The organism is Candidatus Electronema sp. JM, from assembly GCF_048287415.1.
Classification (GTDB): domain Bacteria; phylum Desulfobacterota; class Desulfobulbia; order Desulfobulbales; family Desulfobulbaceae; genus Electronema.
The window spans coordinates 1-14,640 of sequence record NZ_JBLWEN010000021.1 but is presented as its reverse complement, the minus strand read 5'-3'; the positions used below and the strand labels follow the sequence as shown (position 1 = coordinate 14,640).

The 14,640-nt window shown below is 58.2% G+C and carries 13 protein-coding genes, 1 tRNA gene and 1 pseudogene; 7 read left to right on the top strand and 8 right to left on the bottom strand.

Translation table 11 applies throughout. The features are described 5' to 3' along the window. Positions 1-23 precede the first annotated feature (23 nt). The 3 genes from ACNKH6_RS04280 to ACNKH6_RS04270 form a co-directional block, all read right to left on the bottom strand. A complete protein-coding gene (locus ACNKH6_RS04280; protein ID WP_417914309.1) occupies positions 24-2,531 on the bottom strand; it encodes a delta-60 repeat domain-containing protein in 2,508 nt (835 codons plus the stop codon). A gap of 87 nt (positions 2,532-2,618) precedes the next feature. Further along, a complete protein-coding gene (locus ACNKH6_RS04275; RefSeq protein WP_417914308.1) occupies positions 2,619-3,644 on the bottom strand; it encodes a molybdopterin-binding protein in 1,026 nt (341 codons plus the stop codon). Between the two features lie 38 nt (positions 3,645-3,682). Then, complete coding sequence (locus ACNKH6_RS04270) at positions 3,683-5,752, bottom strand: SUMF1/EgtB/PvdO family nonheme iron enzyme (RefSeq protein ID WP_417914307.1); 2,070 nt, start codon at positions 5,750-5,752, stop codon at positions 3,683-3,685. Positions 5,753-6,057: 305 nt separating this feature from the next. Between ACNKH6_RS04270 and ACNKH6_RS04265 the strand changes: the two genes are divergently transcribed. From ACNKH6_RS04265 to galE, 4 genes are read left to right on the top strand one after another with little or no spacing between them, the layout of a single operon-like run. Next, entirely contained in the window at positions 6,058-6,504 is a 447-nt protein-coding gene (locus tag ACNKH6_RS04265; protein WP_417914306.1) for a glycine zipper domain-containing protein, read from the top strand. Between the two features lie 17 nt (positions 6,505-6,521). Then, on the top strand, positions 6,522-6,905 hold the full coding sequence (locus ACNKH6_RS04260) for a secondary thiamine-phosphate synthase enzyme YjbQ (RefSeq protein WP_417914305.1): 384 nt from the start codon (positions 6,522-6,524) through the stop codon (positions 6,903-6,905). Then, on the top strand, positions 6,902-7,153 hold the full coding sequence (locus ACNKH6_RS04255; RefSeq protein WP_417914304.1) for a hypothetical protein: 252 nt from the start codon (positions 6,902-6,904) through the stop codon (positions 7,151-7,153). Before ACNKH6_RS04260 ends, ACNKH6_RS04255 begins: the two co-directional genes overlap by 4 nt. A 45-nt stretch (positions 7,154-7,198) precedes the next feature. Beyond that, entirely contained in the window at positions 7,199-8,218 is a 1,020-nt protein-coding gene (galE, locus tag ACNKH6_RS04250) for a UDP-glucose 4-epimerase GalE (RefSeq protein ID WP_417914303.1), read from the top strand. Here the strand turns inward: galE and ACNKH6_RS04245 are convergent. Genes ACNKH6_RS04245 through gatC form a run of 3 tightly spaced genes read right to left on the bottom strand, consistent with a single transcriptional unit; the run spans position 8,206 to position 9,746 of the window. Further along, a complete protein-coding gene (locus tag ACNKH6_RS04245; RefSeq protein WP_417914302.1) occupies positions 8,206-8,871 on the bottom strand; it encodes a precorrin-2 dehydrogenase/sirohydrochlorin ferrochelatase family protein in 666 nt (221 codons plus the stop codon). The genes galE and ACNKH6_RS04245 overlap by 13 nt on opposite strands. Positions 8,872-8,898: 27 nt before the next feature. Then, positions 8,899-9,441: an FmdE family protein gene (locus tag ACNKH6_RS04240; RefSeq protein WP_417914301.1), complete on the bottom strand. Its 543-nt coding sequence runs from the start codon at positions 9,439-9,441 to the stop codon at positions 8,899-8,901. Between the two features lie 20 nt (positions 9,442-9,461). Beyond that, positions 9,462-9,746 (bottom strand): Asp-tRNA(Asn)/Glu-tRNA(Gln) amidotransferase subunit GatC, encoded by a 285-nt coding sequence (gene gatC, locus ACNKH6_RS04235; protein WP_417914300.1) that lies wholly within the window; start codon positions 9,744-9,746, stop codon positions 9,462-9,464. Positions 9,747-9,920: 174 nt separating this feature from the next. Here gatC and pdxA point away from each other — a divergent pair, with 174 nt between their 5' ends. Further along, a complete protein-coding gene (gene pdxA, locus ACNKH6_RS04230; RefSeq protein ID WP_417914299.1) occupies positions 9,921-10,910 on the top strand; it encodes a 4-hydroxythreonine-4-phosphate dehydrogenase PdxA in 990 nt (329 codons plus the stop codon). Continuing rightward, positions 10,907-11,530 (top strand): dTMP kinase, encoded by a 624-nt coding sequence (tmk, locus tag ACNKH6_RS04225; RefSeq protein WP_417914298.1) that lies wholly within the window; start codon positions 10,907-10,909, stop codon positions 11,528-11,530. Before pdxA ends, tmk begins: the two co-directional genes overlap by 4 nt. Positions 11,531-11,915: 385 nt before the next feature. Here the strand turns inward: tmk and ACNKH6_RS04220 are convergent. Further along, a pseudogene (locus ACNKH6_RS04220) lies at positions 11,916-12,347 on the bottom strand (M23 family metallopeptidase); the annotation flags it as partial. A 332-nt stretch (positions 12,348-12,679) separates the two neighbouring features. After that, positions 12,680-12,755, bottom strand: a tRNA-Thr gene (locus ACNKH6_RS04215). Between the two features lie 93 nt (positions 12,756-12,848). Here ACNKH6_RS04215 and ACNKH6_RS04210 point away from each other — a divergent pair. Beyond that, a complete protein-coding gene (locus ACNKH6_RS04210) occupies positions 12,849-14,303 on the top strand; it encodes a hypothetical protein (protein ID WP_417914297.1) in 1,455 nt (484 codons plus the stop codon). Positions 14,304-14,640: the final 337 nt, after the last annotated feature.

Sequence of the window (14,640 nt, the reverse complement as noted above, 5' to 3'; positions counted from 1 at the left end):
CACCCTTTGTCTGAAGGGTAACTTCAGTCGTTCACAGCATGATCAGGGCTAAGGCAGGCTTGCCCATGACATACTTTGAATTTCCTCAGCAAAAACCACACCCCAAGCAGTGCCGCAACCGGAAGCAGCAGAATCCAGAGACCAAAATAAAGAGCCATCCATGCTGCGCCGGTCACAGGAAGGAGCAGCATCCGCACAGCAAAGCGCAGCTCGCCGTGGCGGCTGATCAAATCAGCGACAGATGGCGAATAACTGTAATAAAGCTCAGTTAGCCTTTGCCCAAGGCTGTTTTTGCTCAAAAAGTGATCGCGGAACTCGCGGAGTACCTGCACGGATGGGTGGAACATTGAACCGTAGGCAGCAGTGGCTATAAAGCAGGAATCAGCGGTTCTGAAACCAACTTGGTTGCCGTAGTAGGTCACGCCGCCGACTGTGGCGTAAGCCCGTGCATAGAAAAAAGTGCCGGGCTTCAGATTGGTCAGCTTGCTGCTGAATGCGCCGCTGCCGCTGCCTTCGCTGGTGCTGCCTTTTTCGAGAAAATTTGTAGCAGTTGTGTTGTTTGTTGAACCGGTTGTCGCAGTTACGCCAGTGGTTTGCGCGAAGGCCGTGCTGACAAACAGGCTGCCGACGTTTTGCAGCGCACCGCTCATTATTTTTCCCGATACAGCAATGAGCTGCTGAGAATGCTCAGGTGCTGTGTACGCGGTGCCGGTGGTGACAGTAAACGAAATTTCCGTATCTGTTGTGTTTGTCACCCCAGAGGAAATATTTTTGCAACGCGCATAATACGTGCGATACCCATTAGTCAACCCGGTAACAATCTGCGAGTGTATCGTTGTTCCCGTCGTTGAAAAAGTATTCTCAATATTCTCATAAGATACCCCTGCTGTGGTGCCATACTTACAGGTTGCATTGATATCAGTAGTCAAGCTCAAGTTGGCTGAGGCTGTAGATGAGTTACTTGAAGTACTGCTGGCAGAATTATTGGTTACGGCCGGTGCCCCTGTGTTCGCGCTGGCGCTGTTTGTCAGCATAGGATTCGGCATAGTTCCGAAAACGATGCCTCGTGCGGTGACATTGCCAAGACTTTCAAGCACCTTTGCTGGAACAATGGCCGTGGTTCTGGTCACTTCATAAGGTTCCTCGGTGACAAGATACTGATTGCCTTGATCCAGCAGCGTATTCGTATTCGTGCTGCTTGCGGAATTGAGATTCAAATTCGTCGCCCCGCTGCCAACCGTATTCAGGGCATATTTACTCACCGCCGCGCTGGACTGAGCCTGCTCGGCTGCGCTTTCGCCCACAGCGACCAAACTGGTTGCTGACAGTGCGGCAATGGCCGTGGAGGTATCCTTGCCGCTGCTGAAACCGGTGCTCAGGGCATCCGCTTGGAGCTGGCCGCCAGTTTGCATGGCTAAACTGCTGCCGCCGATATTTTCTTGAGCTGTCCCTTTGTGATAGGTGACTAACAGAAATTCGCGCTGCTCGCCAGTTGTTTTAAATCCGGCAGCGGAAAGAGTCTCACCGGCGGCAGTCACATCAAGCAGGGCATCATCGCCTTCTCCAGCAGAGCTGACCAGCACACCATTCTGCTCAAAGCTGCTGTCTGGGCGGCCTTCAGCGGTAAAGCCGAACAGAGCCGCATCGCGTGCGCCTTCTTTCCCGACTGAACCGGCAACCACAATGCCGCCTTTGTCGTTGAGCACCATGCCGTAGCCTTCGCTGAAGGTGCTGCTGTCCGCAGGCACGGCCACGCCTTTTTCGCCGAAATTCTGATTGAGATGGCCGCTGCTGGCGAAACTCAGCACCATCAGGCTGCGCCGCTGACCGTCACTGTAGGTTCCTGAAACAAGGAGCTGCCCGTTGTTGCCCAGAGCCACGCTTTCCGCCTGCGCATCCACGCCTACCATGCTGAGGGCAAAGCCTTTTTCCGCAAATGTGGCATCAAGTGTGCCGTTCGGCAGATAACGGCCCAACACCACGGCCCTGCCGCTGCTTCCCTGCGCCGAACCGGTGATGATGATGCCGCCGTCCGCCTGCGCGGCCACATCGGTGATCTCGTCATGACTGCTGCCAACCGGGCTGACCGCCACCCCGTTTTTACCGAAACTTTGATCAAGACTGCCGTCGCTGTTGTAGCGCACCAAGGCAAAATCGCGGTCTTTATCGCTGCTGCTGTAGCCTGCGGCAAGAATTTTGCCATCCGGTTGCAGAGCCACGCTCAAGGCTTCATCGTCAAACGAGCTGAGGGGCGTGATGACCGTGCCGGTTTGATTGAATTCCTGATCAAGGGAGCCATCCGGCAGCAGGCGGAAGAGCATGAAATCGCGGTCTGCGCCATTTGAGGAGGAACCGGCGACCAAAATTTTGCCATCCGGCTGGGCAAGCACAGCATTGGCGCGGCTGCCGCCAGTGCCCAGTTCAACTGCCACCCGGCCATCGTGGCCAAATGAGCTGTCAAGAACAGCAGCGGAAACCGGTGCAGCAGCCGATAAAATAAGTGTGCCAAGAACAAGCAGACGGGCAGTCATGATCAGCATCTCCTGCGGAGAGAAAAGACGAAAAAATTGTTTGCTTCAACCATAGCCGATTTAGGTGCAATCCGCAATGCTGGCAGGCTACTTGCCGAAATTGCAGACGGGATAGTGACAGATTGCGCAGTTCCGGCAAAGGCCGCCATGTCCCATCGCGGCGAAATCTTCCCGGCGCAGGCGTTCTCCGGTCAGAATGCGCGGCAGAACAAGATCAAAGACCGTAATTTTATGAAACATGCCGCAGGCAGGCAGGCCGATGACCGGAACCGTGCCGATTCTGCCGACCAGAAACATCGCTCCCGGCAGCACCGGCGTGCCATAGACAATATCCTCTGCTCCGGCCTTGCGGATGCCTGCGCGGGTCACGTCGTCCGGGTCAACCGACATGCCGCCAGAAGTGATGATCAGCTCCGCGCCTGCGTCCAAGCAGAGGCGGAGCTCCGCAGCGATCAGGGTGGCATCATCCGGGGCAAAACCGACCCGCACCACCTCCGAGCCGAGCGCAGTCAGCTTGCCGCGCAGCACCGCCTCAAATTTGTCCTCAATCCGGCCATAAAAGACCTCGCTGCCGGTGATCACCAGACCGGCCTTAACCTGCGGCAGCGGCAGGACTTGGACGATTTTTTCTCCCGCTGCGGCAAGGGTGACTGCCTCATCAATCACGTTCCGCTTGCCGATTAGAGGAATCAGGCGGACAGCGGCCACCTGCTCGCCCTGTTTCACCGGCGTGCAGTCGTGCAAGGTGGAGCACGACACCTCGCCGAGGAGATTGAAGCGGAACAAATTGTCTTTATTGATTTTCAGCAGCCCGTCCTGAGCTGCCCTGATGCTCACTTTGCCTTCCTGCACATCGTCAGAATATTCCACGCCGCTTCCGGCCAACGCGGCTGCCAGCAGCAGAGCGGCCTCGTTTTCGTGAACTTCGTCAGCAGCAAGTTCAAGGACATAAATATGCTCCTTGCCCAGCCGCCGCAGCCGCTCCACATCTTCCGGGCGGATGATATGCCCCTTCTTGAAGGCCCGGCCTTTGCACTTGCCCGGCACAATTTCAGTGATGTCATGGGGCAGCACCATGCCCACAGCCTGCTCAACAGGAATTTGCTTTTTCATTGCGGCAGCCTAACGGCGATACAGATTGAACGTCGGCTTCATCTGCCCAGCGCGACGCGGAAACCAGCCCGGACAATGCGCAGGCCGGGCGAGAGACAGAAGCGGAAATAAGAACTGGCGAATTTTGCGCTGCTGTCCCACGAGCCGCCGCGCAGCACCCGCCCGACACCATGCTCCGGCCCGACCGGATTCCGGGCCGGATAAGCGGTGTAAAAATCTTTGGCATACCAGTCCGCGCACCATTCCCAGATATTGCCGTGCATGTCATGCAAGCCCCAGGCGTTTGGCTCTTTGCCGCCGACCGGCTGAGTGCGCCGGTCGGAATTGCGGACATGCCAAGCATAGCGGCCCAGTTGCTCATCGTCATCACCGAAACAGTAGGCGGCGGAGCTGCCGGCGCGGCAGGCATATTCCCATTCCGCCTCAGTGGGCAGCCGGTAATGTCTGCCAGTCTGCCGGGAGAGCCAGTCGCAGTAATCTGCCGCATCCTGCCAGCTGACGTTGACTACAGGCCGCCGATCCCGGCCCCAGCCTTCGTCCTTGGGTCTGGCCCGGCCCGTGGTCATGCAGAATTCATCGTACTCCGCAAAGGTGACGGGGAAGCGGCCTATGCCGAAGCTGTCCAGCTCCACTTCATGGACAGGTTGAGCATTTTCCGGCCCTTGCTCCTGGATGTCGCCCATGCGGAAACGGCCTCCGGGCAGGACGATCAGCTCTGGCCCGGATTTCGGCGGCCTGCCGCTTTTCCGGCTGAACTGATCCTGCCAGAGGAACAGCGTGCCGTAGCAGTCGGCGTAGCGGAGGAGGTTGAAATTTGAAAAATCCAGCCTGCTGAAATGGGGATCAATGCCGCCTGCCAGTTCCAGAAAGCGGACAAGCTGGTCTGTGGCCTGCACGCGGAAGGGCAAGGGCTGGCGGTCATTGACCAAGGCGTAGGCCAGCAAAAATTCCCGGAAGCTGGCATGGCGAAAACGGAAGGCCCGCTCGGAATTTTTGCGCAGCAGCGAGCAGGGATCCGCTTCAAACCGGTCAAGCCAGCAGGTGTTGGCATCCTCACAGAGCAGTTCCCACAAATCTTCCTCGGCGATTTCTTGGCGGCACTGCTCTTCCATCCAGCGCGCCACCCGCACACAGGCGTTGAACATTTCCGCCAGCTCCGGCAAGCCATTCCGCTGGCCCTGCAAACTCCGCAGCTTGCGCTCCAGCCAATGCCGGAGCAACGCTTCGTACACGGTGTACAGATTCCACGTCCGCCGTTCGTCCGCCGCTTCCAGCAAAATTTCAATATGCTGGAGCAGCAAAGGACGCTGGCGCAGGTCATCAAGCTGATCCATGAGATGGAAGGCCCGTGTCCTTTGCTTGGCCACGCCGAAACTTTGCAGGCCAAGATAGCCGCTGCCCCACGCCAGCCGCCGCCGCACCAGCTCCTGCATCTGCCGCTCGTCTAACGGCGCAAGATGCAGCACCGGGCAGTTGTAGCCTGCCAAGCCTTGGATGATCAACTGCCCGGCAGGCACCGACATCACTTCCGGGAAAAAATAGGTGCGGCAGGTGATGATCACCCGGCGGAAATCCCAGCCCGCCTCCAGCAACTCTTGCAGCCGTGAGCCAACGCGATTTGTCGCCGCGCAGTCCTCATTAAGGCCGTCCAGCAGCAGCACGGTGTCGGATTTGCCGTCCACAGCGGCAAGTTGGGCCAAGCTGTCCCGGTGCAGCCGAAACAGCTCGCAGCGGCAGCCTGCGGGCCAAAATCCTGCCAGCTGCATCAGCTTGATCATCAGGAGCAGCGAGGTTTTGCCCGCGCCCGCCTCTGCCAGGAGAAAAAGCTGGCGGCTGCCGTCGCGGCTGCGGGACTGGCCGCCGTCAAGAAAGCGGTTGAGCAGGGAGAAGGCAGGCTGCTGCGGTGAGAGCTGACAGCAGCCCCTGCGCCGGACTGCCGGGCCACGTTCCTGCACATGCGGCTCGATATAGAACCTGACCAGCTCTTCCGGGTCGCCGAACTCATCCCGCAGCAGATTCAGTTCCTGCGCCCGGTCGCCGGTCAGACGGCCCAGCCGCTTGAGGAGCTGACCGGCCAAAGCCGAGCTGACAAAGGATAAAGGTTCCATCCCCACTCTCACGGTTGCCTCCTTGCGTCGCGCTGGCCATCCTGTGCTGGCCGGAATGAAAAAGAGCGGCGGGAAAAAAAATCAGCCGGACTATTTTTCCGTTCGTCGCAGCTTCTCAGATTAGCCGAAGCCCTGCGATAGTCAAACGTTTTTTTCGCCAAGCGGCGCTGAGGCGGCAGAACAGACGCATTGCGATTGAAAAAGCAAGACTGCATGAGGTATAATCCTGCCAGCCATCAGCAGATTTCCGCAGCCCGCCCGCAAAGGGCCGCAGCTGCGCACTTAACAACCAGTTGGAGGATATCATGCAGAAACCCCATGTTATGGCCGCAGCTCTTTCTATTCTTCTGTTCACCGCCTGTGCGCCTATGAATAAAGCGCAGATGGGCGGCGCAGGCGGCGCGGCAGCAGGCGCTATTGCCGGACAGGCTATCGGTCACAATACCGGTGCCACCCTGATCGGCGCGGCAGTCGGCGGAATGCTCGGCTACATGGTTGGCAACGAGATGGACAAGTTTGATCAGCAGCAGCTGACCAGAGCCTATGAGACCGCGCCTTCTGGTCAGCCAGTCGCATGGACCAACCCCGACAACCATAACCAGTATCAGGTCATTCCGCAGCCTGCTTACCAAGGCCCGAACAATCAGACCTGCCGCAAGGCGGAGATTGTCGCTGTGATTGACGGTAAAACCGAGCGGACCCACAGCAACGCCTGCCGCAATGCCTACGGTCAGTGGCAGCTGCAAAACTAATGCGTTCAGGTTGTTTCATGGTGTCCACGCATTCCGTTGCGGAGTTCGTGGACATCACCGAACAGGCCCGGAAAGCGGTCAAAGCGGCGGACGCAGTTGAAGGCATTCTTGTCCTCTTCAATCCGCACACCACCGCCGGGCTGACCATCAATGAGGGCTGCGACCCGGCAGTACGGCAAGACTTGATCGGCCTTTTCAGTCAGCTCATCTCCTCATCATATCCCTGCCGACACGCGGAAGGCAACTCTCCCTCGCACGCGCTGGCCACGCTGACCGGCAGTTCCGTCACCGTGCTCATCGCTGACGGCGAGCTGCGGCTCGGCACATGGCAGCGCATTTTCTTGTGTGAATACGATGGCCCCAGAAGCCGCAACGTCTTTTGGAAGGTGCTGGCCGGATGAACGCACAGCCTCCTGACACCGATTTTGACCAAATCTGTTTCGGCCTGAGCCGCGAGCTGGACGAGCGGTCATTAGCCATTTTTCTCCGCCTTCTCAGCCGGGAAGAACTGCTGCGGGTGCTGCTTCCTCGGCTGGATGAGGCGGAAATTCTGCGGCTGGTGGACACCGTCACCGGCATTCTCCAGCATCACTTAGAGGAAAAGGAGTACCACGAGCTGTTCCTCGGTGATTTTGGACATCATCATTAAAATTCGCTGTTATTCTTTTACAAAGTATAAATCAGGGAGCAGTTCGTGCATATTATTGTCACTGGCGGAGCCGGATATATTGGCACGCATACTTGTCTGGAATTGCTGCAAAGCGGGTATCGCGTTACAGTTCTTGACAATCTTTCCAACTCCTGCCAAGAAGGGCTGCGCCGCGTGGAAAAGCTGACTGGCAAGCAGCTCCATTTCGTTCAAGCTGATTTGACGGATGCGGCAGCGACTGAAGCGGTGTTTCAGCAATGCCCGGATGCGGCGGCGGTCATTCATTTCGCCGGTCTCAAGGCGGTGGGTGAATCCTCTGCGCAGCCGCTGCGTTATTACAGCAATAATTTGACAGGAACCCTCAATCTCTGCGAGGCGATGCAGCGGCACGGCGTGAAAAATCTCGTGTTCAGCTCGTCTGCCACAGTGTATGGCGATCCGGCTTCTGTGCCGATCACCGAAAATTTTCCGCTCGGAGCCTGCACGAATCCATACGCCCGCACCAAAGCGATGATTGAAGATATTCTGCGCGACCTGCACCGGGCGGATGCGGAATGGAATATTGCGCTGCTCCGGTATTTCAATCCGGTGGGCGCACACGAAAGCGGAGCAATCGGCGAGGATCCGAACGGCATTCCCAATAATCTGATGCCGTATATTTCCCAAGTTGCGGTTGGGCGGCTGAAGCAGCTTGCTGTTTTCGGCAACGACTATCCTACCCTGGACGGCACCGGTGTGCGCGATTACATCCATGTGGTGGATTTGGCCACAGGGCATCTGCGGGCCTTGGAGCGGCTGACGCAGAAACCGGGCATTGTGGCCTATAATCTGGGAACTGGGCGCGGCTGCTCGGTGTTGGAGATGATTGCGGCGTTTGAGCAGGCATCAGGGCGGAAAATTCCCTATGTCATCGCGCCACGTCGTCCCGGTGATATTGCCTGCTGCTACGCTGACTCATCGCTGGCCGAGCAAGAGCTGGGCTGGAAAGCGGAGCGCAACATCGCCGCCATGTGCCGGGACACATGGAACTGGCAGGCAAAAAATCCGACCGGCTACAGAGTGTGACGTGGCGCGGCGGACTTATTCTCCGCCTGCCTGATGTTGCGGGCGGTTTCCAGAACCGTCCGCAGCCGCTCATCTTGGCCAGTTTTGATCCATAGTAGCATTTCCTCGTGCGGCAGCTGCTCAAACAAGTTTTTTCGCGTCTGCTCGTCCGTCTCTTCCGCCAGCGTCCGTTCGCGGATTTTGCCCAGCAGCTCCAGCAGGACAGCATATTCCGGGCCGTAGTCCGCCGCCAGCTTTTTGCGGATGCGGGCAGAGAGTGCCGGGCTTTTGCCATTGGTTGAGATCGCGATGCTCAAATCGCCCTGCCGCACGACCGCCGGAACCTGAAAGCTGCACAGCTCCGGCGCGTCAGCGACATTGACCAATATGCCCGCCGCCTTGGCCTCCTGCGCCACAGCCTCGTTGACTGCCGCGCTGTCTGTGGCTGCAAAGACCAGCAGTGCCCCGTTTAAATCACCGGGCTGAAAGCGGCGGGCCAGCCAGTCAATCCCGCGCACTGCAGCCAGTTCCTGCAATTTTTCCGTGAGCTGCGGGCTGATCAGCCGAACCTGCGCACCCGCTTCCAGCAGGGAGAGCACCTTGCGCTCCGCCACCTTGCCGCCGCCGATGACAATGCAGAGCTGGCCGTTGATATTCAAGGAAACTGGGTACATGTACCTCTCCAGCGGCGTTCATGCCGCTTACCAGCCCCGCGAATATTCGGGCGCACAATCCATGCAGCACTGTTTGTCTTCATGCAAACGGACATTGCGCTCGGAGCAAGTCTCGCCGCACTGTTCGCAGGTCACATGTTTAAAAATGCGGGCGCGGGCGGGCAGATCGTAGGCTGGCTCGCTGAAGGCGAAAAGCTCCTCGTCCGGCAGACTGAGCAGCTCGTTCTTGATGGCCTCGCGGTTCATGTTGTCCCGGTCAAACTTCTTCTTCATCACCACCCGCAGCTTTTTATTCTGCGAACGGACAAAAAAGCTGAAAGCCTGCTTGCCCCGGTCGCGGTAGATCAGGTTGCCCTTGCCCAAAGTGCAACCAGTAAGATACTGCACCGCGTCCAAGCCGCAGGCATCGTTTTCGGTGACACAAACCACGTCTTCGTCCGGCGAAAAACTCACGCCCAATTTTTTTTGCGCTGCTTTGGCGGCCCGGTAGCCCATCGCCAAGCCGGGACATTCATGGCCGTGAAAGGCGACGCATTGCTCCCAGTCGCTGCGCTGCTGTGTTGCTGACATGCTGTTTTTAGGGATAATTTTCAGCCAATGATCTTCGGCACCACAAAAGACTCCTCGTTGTGCTGCGGCCCGTTTGCCAAGGCCAGCTCACGCGGCAATGAAGGCCGCACTTCGTCCTCGCGGAAGGCGTTCGCCGCCGCTTGGCTGCATATTGCGGCAACCCCGTCGGTGTTCAACTCATCCAGCTTGGCCGCATAGCTGAGGATGGTGTCCAATTGGGCGGTCATCCGCTCCATCTCGGCTTCGTTCAAGTCCAGCCGGGCCAGCCGGGCGGTCTTCTCAACTTCTGATCTGCTGATTTTCATGGCATTTTCCCAAAAAAGAAAGTATGCTTCTGCCTCGTTCCGGCAACTCCGCCAGCAGATATTACAGCAGAGCCGCCTTGCGTTCATCATAAAACAACATGCAGGCCTGTTGGCAGATTTCCCGATGATGGGGAACTTGCGTGGCGCACTGTAGAACTTCCTTTGATCAATATCATGAAACCTGTTGCGATTACAATGGGCTGCCCGGTCGGGATTGGCCCGGAAATCATCCTCCGTTTTTTTGACAGCCTGAGCGAGGCCGAGGCTGCCGCGTCGCCGGTGGTGCTCGGCGATCTCGGTGTGCTCAGGCGCACCGCTGCCTTGCTGGGCAGCAAAAGCCTGCCGGTTGCTTGGCAGGAAGGACAGCAGATCAGACCCGGCACGGTGCCGGTGCTGGAGCTGTCGCACCTTGATGCAGACAATCTGCAATGGGGCCAACCGACTCAAGAAACCTCGCTGGCGATGTCGTGGTATATCCTCCGGGCTGCAAAGATTGCATTAGCCGGGGATTGCTCTGCGGTCGTCACCTGCCCCATCTCCAAAAAGGCCCTGCATGAAGCGGGTGTCAACTATCCCGGCCACACCGAGATGCTGGCCGAACTGACCAAAACCAGCCGCTTTCGGATGATGCTGGCCGGAGCGCGGCTGCGGGTGGTGTTAGTCACCATCCACGAGCCGTTAGCCAAGGTGAGCGGAATGCTGGCCGTCGAAAACATCCTTGATTGCATCCGCATGACCGCTGACTCCTTGCGCCACGACTTCGGCATTGCCAAACCGCGCATTGCCGTGGCGGGCTTCAATCCCCACAGCGGCGAGCAGGGCATGTTTGGCAGAGAAGAGATTGAAATCATTGATCCTGCGGTGCGGCAGTATGCAGGCAATGCAGAGGTGAGCGGGCCGTGGCCGCCGGACACGATTTTTTACAAAGCGGCGAACGGCGCATTTGCCGCAGTGGTCTGCATGTACCACGATCAGGGGCTGATTCCCTTCAAGCTGCTGCATTTTCAAGACGGAGTGAACGTGACGCTGGGCTTGCCCATCGTCCGCACCTCAGTAGATCATGGCACGGCGTATGACATCGCCGGAAGAGGCCTCGCCGATGCGGCCAGCCTGCGGGCGGCGTGGCAGATGGCAATGGAGATAGCCCGCAACAGAGCGCGATGAGAAAAAGAAAAGTATCCCGGAAAGGACTGCTGATCGCCTTTGAAGGCATAGACGGCACGGGCAAATCAACGCAGATCAAGCTGCTGGCCGATTGGCTGCGGGCGCAGGGCGAGGATGTGCTGGAAACCCGCGAGCCGACCGACAGCGCGTATGGTCGCCGCATCCGCGAGCTGTATGTCAATCGGGGAGCCTGCACGCCAGAGGAAGAGCTGGAGCTGTTCATTGAAGACCGCAAGCTGCACGTCAAGGAGCTGATCCGCCCCGCGCTGAATGCCGGGCGGATTGTCCTGACCGACCGCTATTATTATTCCACCGCCGCTTATCAGGGCGCGAACGGGCTGGATGCCAAACAGATTCTCCAGCGCAACCGCTTCGCGCCCCAGCCGAATTTGGTCATCCTCCTGACCATGCCGCCGGAGCTGTCCGCCGAGCGGATCAGCAGCCGGGGCGGGCAGCTCAACGCCTTCGAGCAGCTCGACGCTTTGCGGCGGGTTTCTGAGCTTTTTGCTTCGTTTTCTGACCCTTGGCTGCGGCGGATTGACGCTTCCCAGCCTGTTTCTTCGGTGCAGGAGCAGATACGGCACGCTTGGCGTGACCTTTTTTCGCCTGAAGAATCTTGATCTTGCCCTTTCCAGCCTTTTTCTTTGCGACGCGCTCCTTTTTGCCACCTTGCGCCGCAGGACGGCGTGGCTTCTTCCGCTCTGCCTGCGGGGCCGGAACGTTCACTGCTGCCGTATCGTTGAGCAGCGGATCTTCGATGTTAAGCGCACTTTCAACCAGCTTGTCCTCTTCCGGCGAGCCTTCAGCCAGATTCGCGCCCGCGCATTGCGGCGCGACTGCGGCGGCATCATCCGCAGGCTGCGGCGCATCATCCTCGTCCTTGCCCGGATATTCTGGCTCGCCGGTTTGCAGGAAGCGCACCGGGTTGATAAAATTGTTATGATTCGGCTTCTTGCTGGTGCCGTAGGGGGCGTGCGGCAGCCTGCCGGGCGCGATGATGCCCATGTGAACATGCGAGCCGCAGCGGTATGGCCCAATCAAGGCGATGGTGCCGCAGCCCTGCACTCTGCTGCCCTTGCGCAGCCCGTAAATATTCCTGACATGGCCGTACAGGGCGATGAACCAGCGGCCATCCGTCAGCCGGTGCTTGATCATAATGGCGACGTTGCCTGCGCCCCAGCCGCTGGTGGAAATATCATGCACCACGCCTTCGGCAATCGCCCGCACCGGCTGCCCGACAGGCGCGAACATGTCCACGCCGAGATGATGCGAATTGCGGCCCCTCGGCGCATGCCATGCGCCGGTAGGCTGGTTGAGGGAATAACGAAAGGTCGCCAGCGGCCAGCAGAAGGCGGATCGCGCCTGCTCCCGCCTGATGTAAGCCGCCCTGACCTTCTCTGAAAAAATAGAGCCACATAGCAGCAGAAAAGCCAACATCACGGCTGCGGTTCTGTACATAGATATTTTTCCCGTCCTCCGTCTCTTTCCCGTTGCGGCCTCCTGCCCGCCGCTGTCATATGGACACTATTATACGGGATGCCTCAAAAATGAAGCAGCATAATTTTCAACGGCAGACAAAGCTTCAAGCTTTCCAACACAGCACTAATGTGATGCACATCCTCCGTGCGCCCTGCAAACTTCCTTGCCCGGCGGAACGTTTCTCAGTCCTTCGATCTGCCGCCGCCGTTGCTCTTCATGGGCGGGGAACTGTGCAGAATCCAAAAAAAAAACTGATATATCTTATCAAGATATATCAGCTTGAAATATACTGGAGCCGACAGCCGGACTTGAACCGGCGACCTGCTGATTACGAATCAGCTGCTCTACCAACTGAGCTATGTCGGCCTGCTCGCATGCGCAGGAAGCCCGGAGCCGCAGGGGCTGCTCCGGCAAACTGGACTTTATTATGTAGCAGGTTCGTGCTATACTGTCAAGCTCATGAGAACGTTTTTTCTGCTGCCAACCGCTTTTCTGCTGTTTTTCCTCAGCTCCTGCAGGGAGGAAAAACAGCCGCCCTCCCCTGCCCTGCCTTCGGTCAAACCAGCAGCCGCGACTGCGTCGGCAGCTCCTCCGCCAGGCTGTCTGGGCTGTCATGCGGAAACGCAGCTTGACGCGCCGCACAACTTCGTCTGCACCGACTGCCATCAGGGTGACAACAGCACGAACGACCGCCAGCGTGCCCACCAAGGGCTGAACGCCCGGCCTGCTGCGCCAGAGAGCATGGCTGCTGTCTGCGGCGGGTGTCATGCGCAGCAGATGGAACGCTGCGGCCAGAGCGGGCATTTCACGCTGCGCAACGAGGTCAATTTGATCCGCCGCCAGTTCGGCTTGGAGCCGGTCAGCAGCCTGCGCGAGCTGCCTGAGCCGAACAGCCCGCCGCAGAGCAAGGAGGATTTGGTCAACGATCTGCTCCGCCGCCGCTGCCTGCGCTGCCATCTGGGCACAGCGGGCGACAGCTACCCGCTCACGCAGCGCGGGCTGGGCTGCGCCGCCTGTCATCTGCGCAAGACGGAAGGCAAATTGGCCAGCCACGCCTTCAGTCTGCCTGATGAGGCGCGGTGCCTGAGCTGCCATTACGGCAACCGCGTGGGCGGCGATTTCGCTGGAATGCACGAGCACGACCTTGGCAGCGACTTCCGCGCGCCGCAGGCAAGCAAAGCCCCGCATCTCCGCCCCTACGGCGTGGAGCAGCACGATCTCGCTCCAGACATCCACCGCCAGCGCGGCCTGACCTGTCTTGACTGCCACAGCGGCGCAGAGCTGTCCGGCAAACAGGCTGCGGTGCGCTGCGCGGACTGCCACGATCCGCAGCCGGGACAGCGGCCGCCGCTGCAAAATCTGCGCAGAGAAGGCGGCCAGCTCATCCTGACCAGCAAAGCTGGCGGCAAGGAGCATCCTGTTCCCCGGCTTCAGCATCCGGCCCATGCACAATACGGCGGCAAGGTCGCCTGTCAAGTCTGCCACGCCCAGTGGAGCTTCAACGACCAAGGCACGCATCTGCTGCTCACCTACTCGGCTGACACGGCCCCGTGGACTGCGCTTTCCGTTCAGTCCAATTCCGAAGCGGAGCAGTTCATCGACAGCGACGGCGGAGAACCATCCATGACCGACAATTTGACAGGGAAGAAAAAGCCGGGCATCTGGCTGCAAGGCTACGGCCTGCGCCGCTGGGAAAACATGCTCATCCGGCAGGATGCGGACGGCATGATCAAAGTGTTCCGGCCCCTGCTGGATTTGCATCTCTCCGCTGTTGATGCGCAGGGCAAGATCATTGGCGGCTTTGACAACCTCAGCGGCGGCGCAGACGGCCTGCTACCCTACACCCCGCACACCACTGGTCCGGCTGGGCTGTTTTATGAGCAGCGATTTTTGTATTTGCTCCCCAAATTGTGACCTGTAACATTGTTTTTTCAATGCCGCAAGCTCCGATTTGGAAAGGTTGATGTGATCAAGCGTATAAATGGGTTTCACCAAATAAGCCCGAACAACGTTGCGGATGCTGAATTTTTTTGTCTCAACTCAAGAAATTCCGGTGGTGGTTAAATAAAAAGTGATGCCCTTAATTTCAGGGCAGTGGGTTAAATCCGTTGATTTATATTTTTTTCGATATATTAGACACTATATCGAATTTTAGGTTGCAATATTTTAAAATTTATGTTACTTGTTGTTTTACTTTGTTAATTTAAAATTTAAGCCCCAAAAAAGGCAAACTGGCGAAGAGGACATAAAA

Excerpts from the sequence above, each read along its gene's own strand:
- ACNKH6_RS04280 (WP_417914309.1), bottom strand. The coding sequence starts at position 2,531 with ATGACTGCCCGTCTGCTTGTTCTTGGCACACTTATTTTATCGGCTGCT.
- pdxA (WP_417914299.1), top strand. The coding sequence starts at position 9,921 with ATGAAACCTGTTGCGATTACAATGGGCTGCCCGGTCGGGATTGGCCCG.
- ACNKH6_RS04255 (WP_417914304.1), top strand. The coding sequence starts at position 6,902 with ATGAACGCACAGCCTCCTGACACCGATTTTGACCAAATCTGTTTCGGC.
- ACNKH6_RS04270 (WP_417914307.1), bottom strand. The coding sequence starts at position 5,752 with ATGGAACCTTTATCCTTTGTCAGCTCGGCTTTGGCCGGTCAGCTCCTC.
- ACNKH6_RS04240 (WP_417914301.1), bottom strand. The coding sequence starts at position 9,441 with ATGTCAGCAACACAGCAGCGCAGCGACTGGGAGCAATGCGTCGCCTTT.
- ACNKH6_RS04265 (WP_417914306.1), top strand. The coding sequence starts at position 6,058 with ATGCAGAAACCCCATGTTATGGCCGCAGCTCTTTCTATTCTTCTGTTC.
- ACNKH6_RS04210 (WP_417914297.1), top strand. The coding sequence starts at position 12,849 with ATGAGAACGTTTTTTCTGCTGCCAACCGCTTTTCTGCTGTTTTTCCTC.
- ACNKH6_RS04260 (WP_417914305.1), top strand. The coding sequence starts at position 6,522 with ATGGTGTCCACGCATTCCGTTGCGGAGTTCGTGGACATCACCGAACAG.
- gatC (WP_417914300.1), bottom strand. The coding sequence starts at position 9,746 with ATGAAAATCAGCAGATCAGAAGTTGAGAAGACCGCCCGGCTGGCCCGG.
- ACNKH6_RS04275 (WP_417914308.1), bottom strand. The coding sequence starts at position 3,644 with ATGAAAAAGCAAATTCCTGTTGAGCAGGCTGTGGGCATGGTGCTGCCC.
- tmk (WP_417914298.1), top strand. The coding sequence starts at position 10,907 with ATGAGAAAAAGAAAAGTATCCCGGAAAGGACTGCTGATCGCCTTTGAA.
- ACNKH6_RS04245 (WP_417914302.1), bottom strand. The coding sequence starts at position 8,871 with ATGTACCCAGTTTCCTTGAATATCAACGGCCAGCTCTGCATTGTCATC.